Annotated in this window: 16 protein-coding genes and 3 tRNA genes; 11 read left to right on the top strand and 8 right to left on the bottom strand. The window is 73.0% G+C overall.

The window, feature by feature from the left end:
* Window positions 1-42: 42 nt before the first annotated feature.
* Together O7620_RS17235 and O7620_RS17230 are read right to left on the bottom strand one after the other, a co-directional pair.
* On the bottom strand, window positions 43-921 hold the full coding sequence (locus O7620_RS17235; protein ID WP_278123784.1) for a 3-methyladenine DNA glycosylase: 879 nt from the start codon (window positions 919-921) through the stop codon (window positions 43-45).
* 34 nt (window positions 922-955) lie between these two features.
* Complete coding sequence (locus tag O7620_RS17230) at window positions 956-2,359, bottom strand: hypothetical protein (RefSeq protein ID WP_278123783.1); 1,404 nt, start codon at window positions 2,357-2,359, stop codon at window positions 956-958.
* A gap of 173 nt (window positions 2,360-2,532) precedes the next feature.
* Between O7620_RS17230 and O7620_RS17225 the strand changes: the two genes are divergently transcribed.
* From O7620_RS17225 to O7620_RS17205, 5 genes are all read left to right on the top strand, one after another.
* Entirely contained in the window at window positions 2,533-3,336 is an 804-nt protein-coding gene (locus O7620_RS17225; protein ID WP_278123782.1) for a fumarylacetoacetate hydrolase family protein, read from the top strand.
* 108 nt (window positions 3,337-3,444) lie between these two features.
* A tRNA-Gln gene (locus O7620_RS17220) sits at window positions 3,445-3,516 on the top strand.
* 134 nt (window positions 3,517-3,650) lie between these two features.
* Window positions 3,651-3,723 (top strand) — tRNA-Glu (locus tag O7620_RS17215).
* Between the two features lie 152 nt (window positions 3,724-3,875).
* Window positions 3,876-3,948 (top strand) — tRNA-Glu (locus tag O7620_RS17210).
* A 438-nt stretch (window positions 3,949-4,386) separates the two neighbouring features.
* Window positions 4,387-5,613: an IS110 family transposase gene (locus O7620_RS17205; RefSeq protein ID WP_278121797.1), complete on the top strand. Its 1,227-nt coding sequence runs from the start codon at window positions 4,387-4,389 to the stop codon at window positions 5,611-5,613.
* A gap of 81 nt (window positions 5,614-5,694) precedes the next feature.
* Here the strand turns inward: O7620_RS17205 and O7620_RS17200 are convergent, their stop codons facing one another.
* Window positions 5,695-6,381, bottom strand: coding sequence for an IclR family transcriptional regulator (locus tag O7620_RS17200; protein ID WP_007456408.1), 687 nt, complete (start codon window positions 6,379-6,381; stop codon window positions 5,695-5,697).
* 49 nt (window positions 6,382-6,430) lie between these two features.
* On the opposite strand from O7620_RS17200, the gene leuC reads away from it, so the two are divergent.
* From leuC to O7620_RS17180, 4 genes are all read left to right on the top strand, one after another.
* Window positions 6,431-7,873 (top strand): 3-isopropylmalate dehydratase large subunit, encoded by a 1,443-nt coding sequence (gene leuC / locus O7620_RS17195; protein ID WP_278123781.1) that lies wholly within the window; start codon window positions 6,431-6,433, stop codon window positions 7,871-7,873.
* Window positions 7,874-7,888: 15 nt separating this feature from the next.
* Window positions 7,889-8,476 carry a 3-isopropylmalate dehydratase small subunit gene (gene leuD / locus O7620_RS17190; protein ID WP_151489795.1) on the top strand — a complete coding sequence of 196 codons (588 nt, stop codon included), beginning with the start codon at window positions 7,889-7,891 and terminating at the stop codon, window positions 8,474-8,476.
* A gap of 172 nt (window positions 8,477-8,648) precedes the next feature.
* On the top strand, window positions 8,649-9,296 hold the full coding sequence (locus O7620_RS17185; protein WP_347403773.1) for an HU family DNA-binding protein: 648 nt from the start codon (window positions 8,649-8,651) through the stop codon (window positions 9,294-9,296).
* Between the two features lie 141 nt (window positions 9,297-9,437).
* The gene (locus tag O7620_RS17180) at window positions 9,438-11,453 is read left to right on the top strand and encodes an endonuclease/exonuclease/phosphatase family protein (RefSeq protein WP_278123779.1); all 2,016 of its coding nucleotides are present in this window, start codon (window positions 9,438-9,440) and stop codon (window positions 11,451-11,453) included.
* A gap of 6 nt (window positions 11,454-11,459) precedes the next feature.
* On the opposite strand, the gene O7620_RS17175 is transcribed toward O7620_RS17180, so the two are convergent.
* From O7620_RS17175 to O7620_RS17155, 5 genes are read right to left on the bottom strand one after another with little or no spacing between them, the layout of a single operon-like run.
* Window positions 11,460-12,338, bottom strand: coding sequence for an NUDIX hydrolase (locus O7620_RS17175; RefSeq protein ID WP_151489792.1), 879 nt, complete (start codon window positions 12,336-12,338; stop codon window positions 11,460-11,462).
* Window positions 12,326-13,846, bottom strand: a complete 1,521-nt coding sequence (locus O7620_RS17170; RefSeq protein ID WP_278123778.1) for a CYTH and CHAD domain-containing protein — start codon at window positions 13,844-13,846, stop codon at window positions 12,326-12,328. The genes O7620_RS17175 and O7620_RS17170 overlap by 13 nt, the downstream gene beginning before the upstream one ends.
* Before the next feature lie 24 nt (window positions 13,847-13,870).
* On the bottom strand, window positions 13,871-16,219 hold the full coding sequence (locus tag O7620_RS17165; RefSeq protein ID WP_278123777.1) for an RNA degradosome polyphosphate kinase: 2,349 nt from the start codon (window positions 16,217-16,219) through the stop codon (window positions 13,871-13,873).
* A 54-nt stretch (window positions 16,220-16,273) separates the two neighbouring features.
* On the bottom strand, window positions 16,274-16,471 hold the full coding sequence (locus O7620_RS17160) for a cold-shock protein (protein ID WP_278123776.1): 198 nt from the start codon (window positions 16,469-16,471) through the stop codon (window positions 16,274-16,276).
* Window positions 16,472-16,493: 22 nt separating this feature from the next.
* Window positions 16,494-17,210, bottom strand: a complete 717-nt coding sequence (locus tag O7620_RS17155; RefSeq protein WP_278123775.1) for an NTP transferase domain-containing protein — start codon at window positions 17,208-17,210, stop codon at window positions 16,494-16,496.
* 126 nt (window positions 17,211-17,336) lie between these two features.
* On the opposite strand from O7620_RS17155, the gene O7620_RS17150 reads away from it, so the two are divergent.
* Together O7620_RS17150 and O7620_RS17145 are read left to right on the top strand one after the other, a co-directional pair.
* The gene (locus O7620_RS17150) at window positions 17,337-18,071 is read left to right on the top strand and encodes a lysophospholipid acyltransferase family protein (protein WP_278123774.1); all 735 of its coding nucleotides are present in this window, start codon (window positions 17,337-17,339) and stop codon (window positions 18,069-18,071) included.
* Window positions 18,068-19,075 carry an NAD(P)H-dependent glycerol-3-phosphate dehydrogenase gene (locus O7620_RS17145; RefSeq protein WP_278123773.1) on the top strand — a complete coding sequence of 336 codons (1,008 nt, stop codon included), beginning with the start codon at window positions 18,068-18,070 and terminating at the stop codon, window positions 19,073-19,075. The genes O7620_RS17150 and O7620_RS17145 overlap by 4 nt, the downstream gene beginning before the upstream one ends.
* Window positions 19,076-19,081 lie beyond the last annotated feature (6 nt).

Genomic DNA, 19,081 nt, shown 5'->3' with positions numbered 1-19,081 from the left:
GCCACCCGTCGCAGCCCGGACCGGAGCCCGATCGCGACGGCGCTACGCCGGCAGGAGTCGTTCGCACTCCGCGATCAGGCGCGCTCGCAGGGGTTCGGCGCGTTCCGCGAAGGACCGCTGGGCCTGGACGTACTCGTGCCTGCCGTCGACGGTCTCCACGCGGACCGGCGGGTAGCCGAGGCCGGACAGGTCGTACGGGCTGGCCCGCATGTCCAGCGTGCGGATGTCCCGGGCCAGCTCGAAGCAGTCCGCGACCAGCTCGGACGGCACCAGCGGGGACATCTTGTACGCCCACTTGTAGAGATCCATGTTGGCGTGCAGACAGCCCGGCTGCTCGTGCGCGTGCTGCGTCTCCCGGGTCGGGGTGAGCAGGTTCAACGGCCGGGCCGGCGGAGTGAAGAACCGGTACGCGTCGAAGTGGCTGCACCGCACGCCCCGCTCCTCGACGATCGCGGCGGTCCGCTCCGGGGTCAGTCGCAGCGGCCACGCGTTGTGTCGCAGCTCCTCGCGGGTCTGCCGGTAGACCATCGCCCACTCGTGCATCCCGAAGCAGCCGAAGTGCGGCGTCCGCCCGGCGGTGGCCGACAGCAGGCCGCGGATCCAGGCGATCGACTCACCGCGCCGCGCGCGTACCCCATCGGTGTCGACGGTGACCCCGGCGGCGGTCGCGCGGTAGTCCCGGCCGAACTCGGCCGGATCGGCATCGTGCAGCTCGACCCCCGCGCCCGGATGCCACCGGCGCAGCTGGGCCGGGCGGTGCGAATAGTAGGTGAACAGGAAGTCGGCCACCGGATGCCGCTCACCCCGCCGGCGGCGGGCCAGGTGTGGGGTCAGCCACACGTCGACCCGCTGCTCGTGGGCCCGGCGGCGGGCCTGCCAGGCCGCCACGTCGAGCACGGCGGGGGAGAGGGCGGCGGTCACGGACCCCAGGGTACGACCGCCGCCCACCCGCCGGTCAGGGCATGTCCACCCGCACGCCGGCGGAGAACACCCCGCTGCGCAGCTCCAGCTGCCGGGGCGGGTCGCGCCCGTCGACGGTGAAGACCAGCGGCAGCACCACCCTGCTGCCGGCTGCCATCGGATCGGCGAAGACGTCCCGACCCAGGTTCGCCGACCGGGTGGCCGACTCGTCGGTGCTCACCCAGCGCCCGCCCGGCAGGTAGGCCCGTTGCAGCTGGCCGTGCCAGGGCTGCTGGGCACCGGTGATGTTGCGCACCCCCACGGTGGCCTGACAACGCTGACCGGACGCGGGAGCCGCACCGCCGCCGTCGGCCGACCGGGCCGTGCCGGGCACGCCGCAGGACATCCGGTACACGGTGAACTCGAACGCCGACTCCCGCAGCGGCACCCCCATCGGCCCGGAGACACCCGTGCCCCGCCACGCGCCGCTGGTCGGCTGCTTCTGGGTGTCGATCGCCGCGACCCGCCGGGTCGCCGTCCAGCCCGCCGTGCCGACCACTCCGGCCAGCACCGCCACGGCCGCACCGACCAGCAACCAGACCGGCGGGGTACGCCGACGCCTCGGCGGGGTCGGGGTGGCCGGGCGCGGGTAGATCGTCCCGCGTCCGCCGTCAGATCCCGCACCACCGGCCAGGGCTGCGGCGGTCAGCCTGCGCCGCCCGCGGCGCCACCGCCACAACCCGACCGCGCCGGCGGCGATCAGCAGCAGGACGGCCAGCCCGGCGAGCAGCACCGGGTACCGCCGCCACGCCGGCGCCTCGGAGACCTCGGCCGGGGCCGCGGCGCCGTGCCAGGTGGCGGTGGCGCAGTCGTACGGGCGGCTGCCGTCGCTGGTGAACGCGCAGGCCGGCGCGGTGAGTGGCTGGCCGGGCGCGGTCGCGGCGAGCGCGGTGCCCAACGTCGTGCTGCTGTGCGCGGGCAGCCGCAACCGCCAGGTCACCTCGTTGGCGGAGCCGCCCCCGGTGGATCGACCGCCGGCCGTGATCGCGGTGGCCGAGGCGCCGGGCGGCAGCTCCTGGCGGACGGTCGTGTCGATGGGTGAGTTACCCACGTTGCGGACGTGGATCCGGTATCTCGGCGCCGGACTGCTCTCCGGGGCGACCGCCACCGTGACCGGCTGCGGGAGCCTCGCCGCCGGCGTGGGCGAGGGCGGTGCCACCGCCGGCGGCGCCGAGGGTGGGGTGGGTTCCGCGCTCGCCCGTGCGGCCACCGCCACCGGTGACGCAGCGCCGGGGACCGGTGGCGTGGCCGCTGCCGGTGCTGGCGTGGCCGCCGGTGGTCGTGGTGCGGCTGCCGCCTCCTCCGGTGCCGCCGATGGCAGCGCCGGCAGTGCGGCGAGGATGCCGAGGCAGTGCACGAACACTGCGAGGGCTCTGTGGTGTCGTGTCGATGCAGGCATACGAACGAACCTCCGGAGCCGACGCTAGGGGCGCGTCACCTCCGTGCGGGTACGAAGTGCGGAAGTCGGCCCCGGTCGCCACCGCCTCGGGTAGGGTGCGCGCCCTGACGGGTTGCGCACACCCGGCGGCCCGTCCTGGCCGCTGAGCGGGTCGGCGGGGCTAGATTGGCCGGGTGCGTATCGCTCGTTTCGCTCATGCCAAGGGAATGTCGTTCGGTGCCGTCGAAGGCGAGCCGGAGGCCGGGCCGCAGGGCCTGACCATCGCCGAGATCGAGGGCCACCCGTTCGGCAATCTCTCCTTCAGCGGGGCCCGCTGGGCCCTCCCCGACGTCCGGCTGCTCTCGCCGATCCTGCCCAGCAAGGTGGTCTGCGTCGGTCGCAACTACGCCGACCACGCCGCCGAGCTCGGCAACGAGGTGCCCAAGGAGCCGTTGCTCTTCCTCAAGCCGTCCACCTCGGTGATCGGCCCCCGGGACGCCATCCGGCTGCCGATCTTCTCCAAGCAGGTCGAGCACGAGGCGGAGTTGGCGGTCGTGATCGGCGCGCCCGGCGCGCGCCGCGCCGACCGGGCCGCCGCCGAACGCGCCGTCTTCGGCTACACCTGCGCCAACGACGTCACCGCTCGGGATCTCCAACGGTCCGACGGGCAGTGGACCCGGGCCAAGGGCTTCGACTCGTTCTGCCCGATCGGCCCGTGGATCACCACCGGGCTGGACGTCTCCGATCTGGAGATTCGCTGTGAGGTGGGTCGCAACCCGGAGGAGATGGAGGTACGCCAGCTCGGCCGGACGAAGGACATGGTCTTCGACGTGCCGGGTCTGGTGTCGTACATCTCGCACGTGATGACGCTGCTGCCCGGCGACGTGGTGCTCACCGGCACGCCGGCGGGGGTTAGCCCACTTGTTGAGGGGGATACGGTCACCGTGCGGATCGAGGGCATCGGGGAGCTCAGCAACCCGGTGGTCCCCGTCGCCTGATCCGTCGGATGCCCCTGTTTCCGCAGCTCAAGGGCGGTTCGGGGGGATCGGATTTGGCCTGTCGGCACCGGGAGGGTAAAGTTCACTCCCGGCGCCGCAAGGGGCCAATGGGGTATGGGGTAATTGGCAGCCCGACTGATTCTGGTTCAGTTAGTCTAGGTTCGAGTCCTGGTACCCCAGCGCAGCTGGAATTCGCGAGAATTCCGGACGCTGGATTCTGGCGGAGTTCGACTCCGCCCCTCCGGGGGCGGAGAGTGGTCTCTGGTAGAGTGCAGCTCCTCCGCCCGCAAGGGTGGGGGAGCAGAAGTGGTTCTGGCCCCGTCGTCTAGCGGCCCAGGACGCCGCCCTCTCAAGGCGGTAGCGCCGGTTCGAATCCGGTCGGGGCTACATCGTGCACGGCCCGTCTCACCTGGTGAGGCGGGCTGTTTCGTGTCCGGGATCCGGCCCCCTGTGCGGCCCGCACCCCGTGCAAAGCGCCCGACGATGGTGCCGCTAGACTACAGCGGCACCGCTCGTGAGGGCGGTGAACAGGAAGTTCTGGCCCCGTCGTCTAGCGGCCCAGGACGCCGCCCTCTCAAGGCGGTAGCGCCGGTTCGAATCCGGTCGGGGCTACAAACCAAAGGCTCACCTCGCTCCGCGAGGTGAGCCTTTCCCGTCCCGTCCCCCGCCGACCCTCGGTGATCATGAGGTTAGCGGACGCGACACGCCGTCGCTCGTCACGCCAACCCCATGATCAACGCGGGCCAGGGTGGGTCGGGGTCAGGGTGGGCAGGGTGGGGGTTAGTCCTTGTCGCCTCTGGCGAGGTGGCCCGTTCCGGGCTGAAAATCGTGTCGGTCGCTCGCTGACGTCGTCGCTCCTTGGTCCGTGTGAGGTCGTGGGTTAGTCGGACGCTGGTAGTCGCGTTGTGGGCCTTTCACTGTTGCTGCGAGCACGCGAGTTAGATTCACCCGTTCTGTGGCTGCCGCGGGCGACCGCCCTGATGTTCGCGCTGGTGGGGAGGGTTTCGGTTGCTGGAACAGGCCCAGGATGAAGAGCAGATCATCACGCGTGTGGCGGGGTTGGACATCGGCAAGGCGTCGTTGGTGTGCTGCGCACGGGTTCCGGACGAGGCGAAGCCCGGACGGCGGCTGCAGGAGGTGCGGACCTATCCGACGATGACCCGATCACTGATCGGGCTGGCCGAGCGCCTGGCAGCGCTGGGGGTAACCCGGGTGGTTATGGAGGCCACCAGTGACTACTGGAAGCCGGTGTTCTACCTGTTGGAAGCGCACGGGTTCGAGGTGTGGCTGGTCAATGCCCGCGACGTCAAACACCTACCGGGCCGGCCGAAGACCGACAAGCTGGACGCGGTGTGGTTGTGCAAGGTCGCCGAACGGCAGATGATCCGGCCGAGTTTCGTGCCACCGGCGCCGATCCGGATGCTGCGGGACCTGACCCGCTACCGGGTCGATCTGATCGCTGAGGCGGGGGCGGAACGCAACCGGGCGGAGAAGTTGCTCGAAGACGCGCAGATCAAACTGTCGGTCGTGGTCAGCGACCTGTTCGGCACGTCCGGGCGGGCCATGATGGCGGCGTTGATCGCCGGGCAGCGTGACCCACACACCCTGGCCGAGTTGGCCCGCTCCAGCCTGCGCCGCAAGATCCCCGCCCTGCAGGAAGCTCTCACCGGTCATTTCACCGATCATCACGCGTTCCTGCTGGGCAAGATGATCGCCCGCGTCGAGCAGGTCGAGGCCGACATCCGCGAGGTCGACGCCCGGATCGAGGCGCAACTGGCCCCTTTCGCCCCGGCGGCGGCCCGGCTGCTTGAGATCCCCGGGGTCGGGCCGGCCGCCGCTGCCGCGATCATCGCCGAGATCGGCGTGGACATGACCCGCTTCCCGACCCCGGCCCACCTCGCCGGCTGGGCCAAGTTCGCGCCCGGCGTCAAGGAATCAGCCGGCCGCCGCAAAGGCACCGGATCAACCGGGCACGGCAACCGCTACCTCGCCCGCGTCCTCGGACAGATCGCGGTCTCCGCCGCCCGCACCAGCACGTTCCTCGGCGAACGCTACCGGCGCATCGCGCGAAGACGCGGCGCCAAACGCGCCATCGTCGCGGTCGGCCGCTCGGTCCTGACGATCATCTGGCACCTTCTGTCCGACCCCGCAGCCGGCTTCCGTGATCTCGGCGCCGACTTCTACCTCAGCCGCACCGACACCGAACGCCGCAAACGCAACCACGTCCACCAACTCGAAGCCCTCGGCTACCGCGTCACCCTCGACCTCGCCGCCTAACGCACCACGCAACAACACCCATCCCGCGCCGCTTCGCGACGCGGGATGCTGCCGCACGTCAAGTCACGGTCGATTTTCGAGTTAGAGGCCGGAGAGGCGTTGGCCGGCTCTTACCACCGCCATGGCGTGGCGTTCGCCGGGGCGGCGGCCCAGGCGTTCGATGGGGCCGGAGATGCTCACCGAGGCGATGACTCTGCCGGTGCGGTCGCGGATCGGGGCGGAGACGCTCGCCACACCGGCCTCCCGTTCGGCGACGCTCTGCGCCCAGCCCCGGCGGCGGACCTCGGCCAACGTGCGGCCGGTGAACTTGCTGCGCGGCAGCAGGGGCATGACCGCTTCCGGCGGCTCCCAGGCCAGCAGGATCTGGGCCGCGGAACCGGCGGTCATGGGCAGCACCGAGCCGACCGGGACGGTGTCCCGCAGGCCGCTGGCGCGTTCCGCCGCCGCCACGCAGATGCGCTCGTCGGCGCGGCGCAGGTAGAGCTGGGCGCTCTCCCCGGTGGCGTCGCGCAGCGCGGCGAGCAGCGGCTCGGCGGCGGTCAGCAGGACGTCCGGGGCGGCGTTGGCCAGCTCGCCGAGCCGGGGGCCGGGGCGCCATCGGCCCTGGGTGTCCCGGACCAGCATCCGGTGGATCTCCAGTGCCTGCGCGAGCCGGTGCGCGGTGGCCCGGGGCAGCTTCGTACGCTCAACGAGTTCGGCCAGGCTGGCGCCGTCGACGCAGGCGGCCAGGATGACCACCGCCTTGTCGAGAACGCCGACACCGCTCATACTGTGTCCCACAAGCCGAAACTTACCTCCCAGAATTTAGGATGTCCAGATGGTGGGAGTCACTCAACCGAGGACCCTGGCCGAGAAGGTCTGGGACGCGCACGTCGTACGGTCCGCCGCCGGTGAGCCGGACCTGCTCTTCATCGACCTGCACCTGCTGCACGAGGTGACCAGCCCGCAGGCGTTCGACGGGCTGCGGCTCGCCGGGCGCCGAGTGCGCCGGACCGACCTGACCCTCGCGACCGAGGACCACAACACCCCGACCGGGTACGCCGACCCGGCGTTCCGCCTCCGCCGTGGTGACCTGCTCACCATCGCGGACCCCACGTCCCGGACGCAGATCGAGACGTTGCGCCGCAACTGCGCCGAGTTCGGCGTGCGGCTGCACCCGCTCGGTGACGACAACCAGGGCATCGTGCACGTGATCGGCCCGCAGCTCGGGCTCACCCAGCCCGGCATGACGATCGTCTGCGGCGACTCGCACACCGCCACCCACGGCGCGTTCGGCGCGCTCGCCTTCGGCATCGGCACCAGCGAGGTGGAGCACGTGCTGGCCACCCAGACGCTGCCGCAGAGCCGGCCGAAGACCATGGCCGTGACCGTCACCGGCCAGCTCGCCCCCGGCGTCACCGCCAAGGATCTGGTGCTCGCGCTGATCGCGCAGGTCGGCACCGGCGGCGGTCGCGGACACATCGTCGAGTACCGCGGCGAGGCGATCCGCGCCCTCTCCATGGAGGGGCGGATGACGATCGCCAACATGTCCATCGAGTGGGGCGCCAAGGCCGGCATGATCGCGCCGGACGAGACCACCTTCGCGTACCTCAAGGGTCGGCCGAACGCGCCGCGGGGCGCGGACTGGGACGCGGCGCTCGCGTGGTGGCGGACGCTGCCCACCGACGAGGGCGCGCGCTTCGACGCCGAGGTGACCCTGGACGCCAGCCGGATCACGCCGTTCGTCACCTGGGGCACCAACCCGGGGCAGGGTGCGCCGCTGAGCGCGCCGGTGCCCGACCCGGAGGAGTTCACCACCGACTCGGAGCGCACCGCGGCCCGCCGCGCACTGGAGTACATGGATCTGCGCCCCGGCACGCCGCTGCGGGAGCTGCCCATCGACGTGGTCTTCGTGGGCTCCTGCACCAACGGGCGACTGGAGGACCTGCGGGCCGCCGCCGATGTGCTGCGGGGCCACCGGGTCGCCGACGGGGTCCGGATGCTCGTGGTGCCCGGCTCCGCCGCCGTACGCGAGGCGGCCGAGGCCGAGGGACTGGACAAGGTCTTCGCCGACGCGGGCGCCGAGTGGCGGTTCGCCGGCTGCTCCATGTGTCTGGGCATGAACCCCGACACGCTCAAGCCGGGCGAGCGTTCCGCCTCCACCTCCAACCGCAACTTCGAGGGCCGGCAGGGCCGGGGCGGGCGTACCCATCTGGTCTCCCCGCCGGTCGCCGCCGCCACCGCCGTGGTCGGCCGGCTGGCCGCCCCCGCCGACCTGTAGAAGGGACTCCAGGAGATGGACAGGTTCACCACCCACACCGGTACGGCCGTGCCACTGCGGCGATCCAACGTGGACACCGACCAGATCATCCCGGCCGTGTACCTCAAGAGGGTGACCCGGACCGGTTTCGCTGACGGGCTCTTCAGCGCGTGGCGGGAAGACCCGGCATTCGTGCTCAACGATGAATCCTATTCCGGGGCGTCGATCCTCATCGCCGGCCCGGAGTTCGGCACCGGCTCATCTCGGGAGCACGCCGTCTGGGCACTGCGGGACTGGGGCTTCCGTGCCGTCGTGGCTCCCCGCTTCGGCGACATCTTCCGCGGCAACGCCCTCAAGGAAGGTCTGCTGCCGGTCGAGTTGGAATTGAAAGCCGTCGAGGAGTTGTGGGACCTCGTGGAGGCCGATCCGACCACCCCGGTGACCGTCGACCTGACCGCCCGTCAGCTCCGGGCGGGCGACGCGAACTGGTCCTTCCCGCTGGACGACTTCAGCCGCTGGCGGCTGCTGGAGGGCCTGGACGACATTGGACTCACCCTCCGCAACGCCGCCGACATCGACTCGTACGAGGCGCGTCGACTGCCGTTCCTGCCCTCGGTGGCATAGCCGTACGTCCGACCGCACAGCCGATTTCACCCCTACCGGCCCGACCGGTAGGGGTGAATCCGTTACGACACAAGGGCTTTTTTCCACCGAATGTTTGTGTCCCGGCAGCACAGGGCATACCGTGCGCGCAGAATGGCTCGCGTCGAGTCAGTTGCACAATCGGGAGGAAGTCGTGAACAAGGCCGAGCTCATCGAGGCGCTCGCTGTTCGCCTGGGGGACCGGAAGATGGCGACGGCCGCGCTCGACGCGGTCCTCACCGAGGTCCAGGCGGCGGTCACCAAGGGCGAGAAGGTGGCGATCACCGGATTCGGAGCATTCGAAAAGCGTGTGCGTGGCGCGCGAACAGCGCGCAACCCGCGTACCGGCGAGGCGGTGAAGGTCAAGAAGACGTCCGTGCCGACCTTCCGCCCCGGCGCCGGCTTCAAGGAGATGGTGGCCAGCGGCAAGGTGCCGAAGGCCACGGCGGCGGTGAAGAAGACCGCCACCGCGACGGCCAAGACCACCGGCACGAAGGCGGCCGGCACGAAGGCCACCACCGCCAAGGCGGCCAGCAAGAAGACCGCCCCGGCCAAGGCGACCAAGACCGCCACGGCGACCAAGACGGCCGCCAGCAAGAAGACCGCCCCGGCCAAGGCGAGCAAGAGCACGACGGCGACCAAGACGGCCGCCAGCAAGAAGACCACGGCGGCGAAGAAGACCACCGCGGCGACCAAGTCCACCACGGCGAAGAAGACCACCGCGGCGGCGAGCAAGAGCACGGCGGCCAAGAAGGCGCCCGCGAAGAAGGCTCCGGCCAAGAAGGCGGCCAGCAAGCGCTGACCAACCCTGTCGAAAGGGCGTCCACCCGTGCGGTGGGCGCCCTTTCGGCGTACCGGAATCGTTGACCGGGTCGGTCCGCGCGCGCAGAATCGCCGTGCCGGCCCCCCCTCCGCCGGCCCGCCGACGGGAAATGGGGCGCCGGTGCGCTACCGCCAACTCGCCAGCGCGTCGCTCGCGCTGGGCGTACTCCTGCTCATCGACGTGCTGCGGGTATGGCTGCCCGGCATCATCACCATCTTCGGTCAGGCGGCGTCCACGCCCGCCGAGCTGATGGGCGCCTTCGCCCTCGGCTGGTTCGTCCTCGCGCTGGGAGCACCGGCGGTGGTCCGCCGGGTGGGCGCCCGTCCGGTCACCGTCGCCGCGGCCGTCGTGCTGGCCGGTGCCCGCCTCGCCCTCACCGCCGCTCCGGGCGGACGTGCGCAGCTCTGGTTGGCCACTGCCGGCCTGCTGGCCGGGCTGGTGTGGCTGGTTGGTGTCGCCGCCGGCACCGACCGGCCGGTGCCGGGCCTGGCGCTGGGCCTGGCGGTCAACGCGGCCGTACACGCGGTGCTCGACACCGTCGACCTGGTCTGGCGGGGCGACTGGGTGGCCTGGCTGCTCAGCGCCGTCGCGGTGACGCTGTTCCTGCTCGCTACGACGGTGCCCGCCCCGCCGGTCAGCCGCAGCGGGGCGGGGGCCTGGCTGTTGGCCGGGCCGGCGTTGCTGCTGGCCGGCATGGTGGCGCTCGCGCCGGCGCTGGCCCAGACCGGGATGTCGTATTTGGTCGGCGGCGGCGTGGCCCGCTCTCCGCTGTTCGGGATGGCACCGGTGCCGATCGCCGTCGCCGGATTCCTGCTCGCCGCGTTGACCGCGCCACCCCGCCGGTGGGGTCGGGTGCTCGGTCCGGTGGCGATGCTGGCCGGCGCGGTGCTCTTCGCCCTCGACCGGGGTGACCTGCTGCTCCCGGCCGTCGGTCTGGCGGCCGTCGGTCTCGGCGCCTGCCTGGCCCTGACCGACGACGCCGGCGCCACGGGCACCAAGCCCGCGGGCGCGGCCGGCAGCGCCGACGTCGCGGGCGCGGCCGGCAGCGCCGACGTCGTGGGCACGGGCGGCAGCGCCGACGTCGTGGGCACGGGCGGCAGCGCCGACGTCGTGGGCACGGCCGCCGACGAGGCGGGCGGCGCGCGGTGGGCGGCCCGTCGGGGGTACGCGGCCGCCGCCGGGATGCTCGTCTTCGCGCTCGGAGCGGTCGGTTACTACTCCGCCTACGACCTCGGTTACCCCAACGCGGCGGTGCCGGTGCTGGTCGCCGCTCTGGTGGCCGTGGTGGCGTTCATTGCCCGCCCCGCCGTACCCCGGGTCGCCGGGCCGTTCTCGCCGCTGCGGGTCACCGCGTCGGTCACCGCGCTGGCCCTGCTGGCGCCGCTGCTCGCCGACGAACTGCCGGTGGCCAGCAACCGGGACGGCCCGCCGCAGCGGCTGACCGTGGTGGCGTACAACATCCGGATGGGTTTCGGGCTGGACGGCCGCTTCGACCTGGCCGGGCTGACCGGCGCGATCGAGCGGCAGCGGCCCGACGCGGTGCTGCTCAGCGAGGTGGACCGGGCCTGGCTGCTCAACGGCGGCCACGACACCCTGGACCTGCTGTCCGATCGGCTAAGCATGCCGTACGTCTTCGGGCCGGCTGCGGACCCGGTCTGGGGCGATGCGGTGCTCAGCCGGTGGCCGGTGCGCGATCCGCGGACGCTGCCGCTGGCCGCCGTCGGCGCGCCCACCGGAGCGCAGGCCCTCGCCGTCACCCTGGACCTCGGTGACGGCGTCCGTACCGCCGTGGTCAGCACCCACCTGCAACCGCCGCCCGGCCGGGGCCCGGTGGTCCAGGCCCGCGCGGTCGCCGACTTCGCCGTCGGGTACGCCGACGGACGGCCGCTGGTGGTGGCCGGTGACCTGAACACGCAGCCGGGCGACGAGGCGTTCGCCCAGTTCACCGGCGTCGGCCTGATCGACGCGTTGGCGGCGGCCCGACCGTTGGCGACGAGTCCCGCCGACGACCCGCGGGAGCAGATCGACCACGTGTTCGTCTCGCCCGGCCTGAGCGCGACCGGCCCGGTCGCGCCGCGCGGCACGGCCAGCGACCACCTGCCGGTCGCGGTGACCCTCACCCTGCCACCGCGCTGAGGTCGGCTACAGGCGGTCGGTGGCGAGCAGCCGGTCGGCGGTGAAGGCGAGCAGCCAGCCGCCGCCCTTGGGCGTGGTGAAGTCCTCGTCGGCGCGACCGGACAACCGCTCCAACGCGCCCGGCAGCACCTTGCCCTGGCTGCACACCGCCGCCTGCCCCCCGGCGCGGGCCAACTCCAGCACCCGGGCGGCGGTGGCGAGCACCTGTTCGTCGGCCTGCTGGCCCGGCTGGGGCTCGTCCAGGTCGCCGCAGATCTCGATGGGCAGGTCGAGCAGCGCGGCGGCCGGATCGAGGGTCTGCACGCAGCGCCGCGGTGACGCGGACACGAGTCGGTCCGGCCGGACCAGGGCGATCAGGCCGGCCAGGGCGGACGCCTGGGCCCAGCCCTCGGCGTCCAGGGGGCGCGCCGTGTCGGGGCCGGACCAGGTGGCGCGCTTGCCGGCATGGGCGTGCCGGACCAGCGCGACCGTCGCGGTCACCGGCGGCAGCGCCGCGAACGCGGCCAACACCTCGGCGTCGTGCGGGTAGCTGACCAGCCGGATCGCGTCGTCCACGGCGAGCCACCGCATGTCGTCCACCTCGGTGCCCGGCTGGAAGCCACCGGTGGCCACGGCGAGCATCGACCAGTAGTCGACAAGCTTGGCCTGGCCCTCACTGCGGTAGCGCACCGAGGGCAGCCGTACCTGCGGCACGCCCCGTACGTCGGCCTCCTCGGCCACCTCGCGGACCGCCGCGGCCAGGGGGTGCTCGCCGGGCTCCAGCTTGCCCTTCGGCAGCGTCCAGTCGCCGTAGCGGGGGCGGTGCACGACGCAGACCCGTACGCCGTCGTCGGACGGCCGCCAGGCCACCCCGCCGGCCGCCCGGATGCCGGTCACGGCAGCCAACGGGTCCGCCGCCGTCGGGTCGCCCGGTGCCACGCGGCCGGGAAGCGGGCCCGCATCCGGCGCACCGACTCCCGTTCCCGTTCGGCCAGCCGCCCGGCGGTGACCGCCAGCTCGTGGTCGTCCGGCCGCTCGGCGGCGAGCTCCAACCAGGTCTCCGCCGCCACGGCGGCGTCCTGGTGTTCGCCGAGCACGTCCTGCACGCCGGCCAGCGCGCGGGACAGCTTCCGTGCGGCCGTGTCGACCGCCGGGGACACCGCGTTGACCGCGTACCGGGCCTGCTTGCCCTGCTTACGGACGGCGTGCCAGCGCTCGTCGGGCGAGGACGGGTCGAGCCCGTCGACGCCCCCCGGCCCGCTCAGCCGCCGCCAGGGGCGGGCCACCAGCTTGGGCAGCGCCCGCGCGGCCGGTTTCGCCGCCCGGCCGGTGAGCCGGGGCGCGCGTGCCGCCAGCACCAGCGCGTCGACCAGGGCCAGGTAACGCGGGGAGCGCAACGCCTCGTCGATCGCGGTGTGCGCCACCCGTTGCCGCGCGGCGAGCGCCTCGTCCAGCCGGTCCACGGCGGCCGGGTCGAGCGGGCTGAGCGGGTCGGCGCCAGCGGTACGCCGTAACCGCTCCCGCAGGACCTCGGCGTCGCGGGCCGCGCCGAGCACCCCGGCGATCCAACGCAGCTCGTCGCGCAGCGGCCGGGCCCAGCTCCTGCGCACCAGCGGCTTGAAGGTGCGCAGGTCGCTGCGCAACCGCCGACAGGCCACCCGCATCTGGTGCACGGCGGTGTCGCCGCCGGCGGCGGGAGCGCGCAGCCGCACCAGCGGATCGTGCGCCAGCAGCCGGCGTACCTCCTTGCGAACCGCCTCGGTCACCACGTCGCCGGCGCTCGGGTCGGACGGCAGCCCGGCCGGCCCGACCAGGTCCGGTTCGGCCTGTGCCGCCGCGCCCAGTGCGCGGACGTGCTTCGGGACGAACGAACCGCCCCGGGCGCCGGCCTCCCGCAGCACCGCGCCGGCCCGGTCCAGCAGTTCCCGGTCACCGGCCTTGAGTTCCACCTCCAGCTCGCGGAAGCCGCCGGTGGTGGTGCCGGCGTCGTCGAGCACGGTCACCCGGTCGTCCACCACCTCGGCGAGCACCGTGCCGGCCCGGTCGCACACCTCGTGAGCGTGCCGCACGGTGCGGACGACCGTCACCGGTGCCAGCGGCGCGCCCCGGTGCAGGGCGGTGACCAGCTCCACCAGTTCCGGCGGCGGTTGCCCTTTCGGCCCGGGGCGGGACACCTCGTGCCGGACGCCGGGCGTGCCGGTGGGCAGCTTCACCGTCCACGGCAGCTCGTCGCCCCTGCGGTGCCGCAACGACGCGCCCGCCCGGGCCAGCCGCAGGTCGACCGTGTCGAGGTAGCGGGCGACCAGCGTCACCGAGGGCAGCGACCGGACCCGACCGCCGGCCGGGGCCACTGCGGACAGGTCCGGCAGTACGAAGGTGTCGTCCACCTCGTACTTCTGCTCCTCCTCCACCATCAGCTCACCCTATGCCGCGATCGGTCAGCCGGCCGTGCCACCGACGCGGCGCAGCAGCAGTTCCTGCAGGTGCGCCCGGGCCGCCTCGTCGCCGCTGGTACGCCGGGTCCAGGTGCCGTCGCCGGCCAGCTCGAACGCGTCCACGTCGGGGCTCATCGCGGCGGTCAGCACGTGATCCAACTCGGCTCGGGCGATCGGGTCGCTCACCTGCACCAGCGCCTCCACCCGGCGGTCCAGGTTGCGGTGCATGAGATCCGCCGAGCCCATCCAGAACTCGGCCTCGCCGTTGTTGCCGAACCGGAAGATCCGGGAGTGCTCCAGGAACCGGCCCAGGATCGAGCGGACCCGGATGTTCTCCGACAGCCCCGGCACCCCCGGGCGCAGCGTGCACATGCCCCGAATGAGCAGGTCGACGTGCACACCGGCCTGGGACGCCCGGTACAGCGCGTCGGTCACGCCCTCGTCGACCAGCGAGTTGACCTTGAACTGGACCAGGCCGGGCATGCCGAGGCGGACGTGCGAGATCTCCCGCTCGATGCGCTCGATGAGGCCGCTGCGGATGCCCTGCGGCGCGACCAGCAGCCGACGGTACGCGGTCTGCCGGCTGTAGCCGGTGAGGACGTTGAACAGGTCGGTGAGGTCGGCACCGATCTCCGGGTCGGCGGTGAGCATGCCGAAGTCCTCGTACAACCGGGCGGTCTTGGGGTGGTAGTTGCCGGTGCCGATGTGGCAGTACCGGCGGATCTGGTTGCCCTCCTGCCGCACCACCAGCGCGGTCTTGCAGTGCGTCTTGAGCCCCACCAGGCCGTACACCACGTGGCAGCCGGCGCGTTCCAACGTACGGGCCCAGCCGATGTTGGCCACCTCGTCGAAGCGGGCCTTCACCTCCACCAGCACCACCACCTGCTTGCCGGCGGCGGCCGCGTCGACGAGCGCGTCCACGATCGGCGAGTCACCGCTGGTCCGGTACAGGGTCTGCTTGATGGCCAGCACGTTCGGGTCGGCGGCGGCCTGCTCGATGAAGCGCTGCACGCTCGTCGCGAACGAGTGGTACGGGTGGTGCACCAGGATGTCACCGTCGCGCAGCGTGGAGAAGACGCTGCGCGGCACCTCGCCCTCGGCGAGACGGGGATGGGTGGCCGGTACGAAGGGCGGGTCCTTGAGATCCGGCCGGTCGGCCTCGCCGTACACCTGCCACAGCGCGGACAGGTCCAGCAGCCCGGGCACCCGCAGCACGTCCTGGTCGTCCATGTCCAACTCGCGGACGAGCAGCTCCAGCACGTGGTCGGAGATCGACGCGGCGACCTCGAGGCGGACCGGCGGGCCGAACCGGCGCCGGGCCAGCTCCCGCTCCAGGGCCTGGAGCAGGTCCTCGTCGCGGTCCTCGTCGACCTCCACCTCGGCGTTGCGGGTGACCCGGAACAGGTGGCACTCGACCACCTGCATGCCGCTGAACAGCTGCCCCAGGTGCACCGAGATCAGGTCCTCCACCGGCAGCATCCGGACGCCCGGCTGGTCCCGGTCCACCCGGACGAAGCGGGGGACGTTGTTCGGCACCTTCACCCGGGCGAACAGTTCGGAGCCGCCGTCCGGGTCACGGACCGCCACCGCCAGGTTCAGTGACCGCCCGGAGATGTACGGGAACGGGTGCGCCGGGTCGACCGCGAGGGGCGTCAGCACCGGGAAGATGTGCTCCCGGAAGTAGGTGCGCAGCCGCTCCCGCTCGGGATCGCCCAGCTCGGCCCAGCGCAGAATGCGGATGCTCTCGTCGGCCAGCTTGGGCAGCACGTCGTCGACGAAGCAGGCGGCGTGCCGGGCGACCAGCTCGGCGGTCTTCTCGGCGATCAGCTCCAGCTGGGTACGCAGGGGCAGCCGGTCCCCGCCGCGTACCGGCAGGCCGGCGGAGAGCCGCCGCTTCAGCCCGGCGATGCGCACCATGTAGAACTCGTCGAGGTTGCTGGCGAAGATGGCGAGGAACTTGGCCCGTTCCAGCAGCGGCGTGCGCGGGTCCTCGGCGAGCGCGAGCACCCGCGCGTTGAAGTCGAGCCAGGAGAGCTCCCGGTTGAGGAACCGGTCCTCCGGCAGCGGCGGGGGCGCCGACGCCTCGTCGTCCTCCTCGACGCCACCGGTCAGGGTGGGCTGGACTCCACCGGCGGCCGGACCGTCCGTCTCGGTCGGCGTGCCGGCGGAGTCGAGGACCTCGTCCAGCCCGGAGGAGGCCGCGCCCGGGTCGTCGCCGAGCGTGTCGGCGCGGGCGGCGCCGGCGCGTTCAGCTCGGGACGGGCGGAAGCGGCCGTCGGCACCGCGGATGCGGGTGCCGTTCAGGGGGTCGGTGGCGGGAGGGGTGGCCGGGTGCTCGCGAGGGGTGCTCACCCGCTCATAATCACCCGATTCGGGTTAACGCAAAATGAACTTGGCCCCGCCAGCTCAGATCATCGTCGGCAATGTCACCCGGACGACCTCGCCGTCGGGATCGGTGTCGATGTGCAGCCGCTGGCCGAGCCGCAGTAGCCGCAGCCCGGACGCATCGAACGCCCGCGCGGGGAAACGCAGCTCGGTGCCGTCGTCGAGCAGCAGGACGCCACTGCGCGTCGCCGCGTTGTAGCTGGCCACCGTGCCTTGCATGCTGGCACCGTACACCGGTGGGTCAGCTCGCGGAGGCGGCCGGGCAGCCGGCGTCGAGTAGCGCCGCCGTGCGCGGCCCGAGCCCGAGCCGGGCGGCGGCGCTCAGATCCGCCGCCGTGTCCACGTCGCGGCGCAGGCTGGGCCAGTCGCCGGTCAGCGGCAGCGCCCCGCTCGCCGCGTGCGCCGCTGCCGAGCCCACCCCGAAGCGCGGATCCAGCGCGACGCCGGGCGCCGCGGTGAGCAGCACGGTCCCGCCGCCGGGCGCGTCCGGCACGAACCGGCGTACCCCGTCCCGACCGGTCTGCGCCGCGAGCAGCGGCCCGGGCGATTCCGCCGCGAGCAGCGGCCCGGGCGATTCCGCCGCGGGCTTTTCCGCCGCGAGCAGCGCCGCGGCCAGTTCGGCCGGGCGCAGCGCCGGCAGGTCGGCGGTGAGCCCCGCCACCCAGCCGGCGGGCCCGGCCGCCGCGCCGTGCCGGAACGCGGCGTTCAGGCCGGAGTCCGGCTCGTCGGCCAGCACCCGAGCACCGGTGGCCCGGGCCACCGCGGCCACCCGGGCGTCGTCGGTGACCACCCGGACCTCGGCGACCGCCGGGCAGGCCAGCACCGCGCGGAGCGTGTCGGCCGCCAGCGCCAGTGCCAGCTCCTCGTGCGGTACGCCCGGCAGCGCGCCCCGCAGCCGGCTCTTCGCGGCGGCGAGACGCTTCACCGGCACCACCACGGCCCACCTCGGCTGACTCACGTCCGCAATCCTGCCAGCCGGACGGTGGGACCCTCGCTGGCCGTACCGGGGGCGAGCAGGCATGATTTCCGCTGCGGGTGTCGCGGGCGGTGCTCGCGGCGGGTCGGGGCGCGATGAGGAGGCACAGTGGCACGGCGGAGGCTGGGGTTCTGGCAACGGTTCGCCGTGGGGCTGGTGAAGCCGGTGATGACCGTGTGGACCCGGCGTACCTGGCGCGGCCAGGAGCACCTCGCCACCGACCGGGGCGTGATCGTCGTCGCGAACCACATCTCGCACGCCGACCCGCTGGTCTCCGCGCACTTCGTCTACGATTCCGGGCGCTGGCCGCAGTACCTGGGCAAGGCCAGCGTGTTCCGGGTGCCGGTGGTCGGCTGGATCCTGCACCGCTGCCTGCAGATCCCGGTCGAGCGCGGCAGCGTGGACGCGGTCCGCTCGCTGGACAGGTCGGTCGCCGCGCTCAACGAGGGCGGCGCCGTGGTGATCTACCCGGAGGGCACCACCACCCGGCAGCCGGAGCTGTGGCCGATGAAGGCCAAGACCGGCGCGGCCCGGCTGGCGCTGGCCACCGGCGCGCCGGTGGTGCCGCTGGTGATGTGGGGGCCGGAGCGGATCTTCGACCCGCGGACCAGCCGGTTGAACCTGCGCCCCCGGATCCCGGTGACGGTGGTCGCCGGGGAACCTGTCGACCTGAGCCGGTGGGCGGACGCCCCGCCGACCCGGGCGACCCTGGAGGAGATGACGGACGCCATCATGCTGCGTTTGCGGGACATGCTCGTCGAGATCCGTGGCGGCACCCCGCCGCCGCTGTGGGAACGACCGGCCCGACCGTCCGCCCAGCCCCAGCAGGGCGAAGCCGCATGAGCGGCCACGTCGCGGTGCTCGGTGCCGGCTCCTGGGGCACCGCGTTCGCCAAGATCCTCGCCGATGCCGGGCGGGACGTGACCGTGTGGGCCCGCCGCGCGCCGGTGGCCGAGAGCATCCGCGCCGAGCGCCGCAACCCGGAGTACCTGCCGGACCTGCTGCTGCCGGCCCGGGTCACCGCCACCGCCGACGCCGTCGAGGCGATCACCGGCGCCGAGCTGGTGGTGCTGGCCGTGCCGTCGCAGACCCTGCGGGGCAACCTCGCCGAGTGGGCCGGGCACCTGCACCCCGAGGCGACCCTGGTGTCGCTGATGAAGGGCATCGAGCTCGGCACCACCAAGCGGATGAGCGAGGTCATCGTCGAGACCGCCGGCGTGGCCGCCGATCGGGTGGTGGTCGTCTCCGGTCCGAACCTGGCCCCGGAGATCGCCGCCGAGCAGCCGGCCGCCACCGTGGTCGCCGGAACGAACAGTGACCGCACCGTGCTCGTGCAGTCCTCGATCCGGACGCCCTACCTGCGCCCCTACACCAACGACGACGTGATCGGCTGCGAGCTGGGCGGCGCGGTCAAGAACGTGATCGCCCTGTCGTACGGCATCGCCACCGCGATGGGTTTCGGCGACAACACCCGGGCCATGCTGATGACCCGGGGCCTGGCCGAGACGGCCCGCCTGGGTGTGGCGCTCGGTGCCGACCCGATCACCTTCGCCGGCCTGGCCGGCATGGGTGATTTGGTCGCCTCCTGCTCGTCCCCGCTGGCCCGCAACCGCACCTTCGGTGAGCACCTGGGTCGGGGCGAGACGTTGGAGCAGGCCCAGGCCGCCACCCGGCAGACCGCCGAGGGCGTGAAGAGCTGCCTGGCGATCCGCGACCTGGCCCGCGCGCACGGCGTGGAGATGCCGATCACCGAGCACGTCGAGCGGATCTGCCACGAGGGGATGGACCCTCGCCTGGCCGTGGAGACCCTGATGAGCCGGACCGCCAAACCCGAGTCGTACGAGTGAGGACCC

The organism is Micromonospora sp. WMMD710 (assembly GCF_029626045.1).
Taxonomy (GTDB): Bacteria; Actinomycetota; Actinomycetes; order Mycobacteriales; family Micromonosporaceae; genus Micromonospora.
This window is presented reverse-complemented; position numbering and strand designations above follow the sequence as displayed.

Bases quoted from the DNA above. Each gene is read 5' to 3' on its own strand.
- O7620_RS17230 (WP_278123783.1), bottom strand. From the start codon at position 2,359: ATGCCTGCATCGACACGACACCACAGAGCCCTCGCAGTGTTCGTGCAC.
- O7620_RS17200 (WP_007456408.1), bottom strand. From the start codon at position 6,381: ATGAGCGGTGTCGGCGTTCTCGACAAGGCGGTGGTCATCCTGGCCGCC.
- leuC (WP_278123781.1), top strand. From the start codon at position 6,431: ATGGTGGGAGTCACTCAACCGAGGACCCTGGCCGAGAAGGTCTGGGAC.
- leuD (WP_151489795.1), top strand. From the start codon at position 7,889: ATGGACAGGTTCACCACCCACACCGGTACGGCCGTGCCACTGCGGCGA.
- O7620_RS17170 (WP_278123778.1), bottom strand. From the start codon at position 13,846: ATGGTGGAGGAGGAGCAGAAGTACGAGGTGGACGACACCTTCGTACTG.
- O7620_RS17160 (WP_278123776.1), bottom strand. From the start codon at position 16,471: ATGCAAGGCACGGTGGCCAGCTACAACGCGGCGACGCGCAGTGGCGTC.
- O7620_RS17145 (WP_278123773.1), top strand. From the start codon at position 18,068: ATGAGCGGCCACGTCGCGGTGCTCGGTGCCGGCTCCTGGGGCACCGCG.